1 protein-coding gene is annotated in these 1,858 nt (G+C 65.0%); it reads left to right on the top strand.

The genetic code is table 11. The features are described from left to right. The coding region (locus tag AHiyo1_RS08860) for a transglycosylase domain-containing protein (RefSeq protein WP_059388319.1) at positions 1-1,858 on the top strand (1,858 nt) is incomplete at both ends.

Raw genomic sequence — 1,858 nt, 5'->3', positions numbered from 1 at the left:
GCTGTTCAACGAGAACCGCACCCAGGTCCCCCTCGAGCAGATGTCCCCCAACATCAAGAACGCGATCGTCGCGATCGAGGACTCCCGGTTCTACGAACACGGGGGCATCGACCCGACAGGGATCCTGCGCGCCCTCGTGACGAACAGCGGCGGGGCCCGGCAGGGCGCCTCCACGTTGACACAGCAGTACGTGACCAACGTGCTCAACGATAACCTCATCGCCCAGGGCAAAGATGCCCAGGTCGTTCTCAACGGCCAGAAGAGCATCAACGACAAACTCCGGGAGATGAAGCTCGCCATCGGCCTCGAGAAGCAGTTCACGAAGGACCAGATCCTCGCCGGCTACCTGAACATCGTCTCCTTCAACGCCAACGCCTACGGCATCCAGGCCGCGGCCCAGTACTTCTTCTCCGTCGATGCCAAGGACCTCACCGTGCCCCAGGCGGCCCTGCTGGCCGGGTTGGTCAACGGCCCCTCCCTGTTCGACCCGACCCAGCACCCCGAGGCGTCCAAGACGCGGAGGGACCTGGTGCTCGACGCGATGCTCCAGCACGGCTACATCAACGGCCAGCAGCACGAGGACGCCGTCAGCACCCCGATCCAGCTCAAGGTCAACCCGCCCAGGCAGGGCTGCGCTTACGCCGTCCAGGCCCAGTACTTCTGCGATTACGTCCTCCACCAGATCCAGAACGACCCAGCCTATGGCGCGACTCAGGAGGACCGGATCCAGAAGATCATGCGCGGGGGCCTGACCATCAAGACCACCCTGGACCCGCGCCTACAAGGACCCGCCCAGGCCCAGGTCGACGCCACGACAGGGGCGAACCCGGACAAATGGGGCGCCTCCCTCGTGACGGTCCAGCCCGGTACTGGCAAGGTCCTCGCGATGGCGCAGAATTCCCGCACGCTCGCCGGCCAGGGCACCGGCTTCGTCTCGACATACAACTTCAACGTCGACAGCACGGACGCCAACGGCAACGACCTAGGCGGCGTGGGCGGCATGCAGCCCGGCTCGACCATGAAGCCCGTGACCCTCGCGGCCTGGCTTGGCGAGGGCAAAACGACGAACCAGATTGTCGACGCGTCGAGGCGGCGTTACGGCGTCAACTACCCGTGGAAGACGACATGCGGGCCCGTCCATGGCTGGTTCGACAGCTCTCTTCCACCCTCCACGGACCTGCAGAACGATGAACCCGGCTGGTACCGGCCGATGAGCGTCCGCCAGGGCATCTACAACTCAATCAACACCGCGACGTTCGCCTCCCTCGCCGGCCTGAACGACTTCTGCGATGTGCAGCGGGCCGCCGACGCCATCGGGCTGCATTTGGGCGACGGGAACGACAAGAAAATCGACCTCTCGACCCTGGGCAATATCCTGGGCAGCCAGAACGTCGCTCCCTTGACGATGGCCAACGCCTTCGCAACGTTCGCCGCGGACGGCACGTACTGCGCACCCATCTCGATCGCCGAAGTCGACAACGCCCAAGGCAAGAGAATCGGCGGGCAGGCATCCGCGTGCCAGCCGAACGCGCTGAAACCGGATGTCGCGAAGGCCACCACCAATGTCCTCCAGGACGTCCTCACCAAGGGCTCGGGCCTGCTCATCCCGCAGAAGCTCGGCGTCCCGGACGCCGCCAAGACCGGCACCAACCAGTACAACAACCAGACCTGGGTCCTCGGCTACACCAAAGGCCTGGCAACGGCGTCTTTCTTCGGAGACCCCTTCAACGGAAGCGCCGCACGGCTCGGACGCGACATCACGGTCAACGGCAAGTACTACCCGGTGGTGGACGGGGCCTACATCGCCGGTCCGCAGTGGGCGCAGTACATGCAGCAGGTCGTCGGTCTCTACGACCAC

It is taken from the genome of Arthrobacter sp. Hiyo1 (assembly GCF_001263615.2).
In the GTDB taxonomy this organism is placed as follows: domain Bacteria; phylum Actinomycetota; class Actinomycetes; order Actinomycetales; family Micrococcaceae; genus Arthrobacter.
This window is presented reverse-complemented; position numbering and strand designations above follow the sequence as displayed.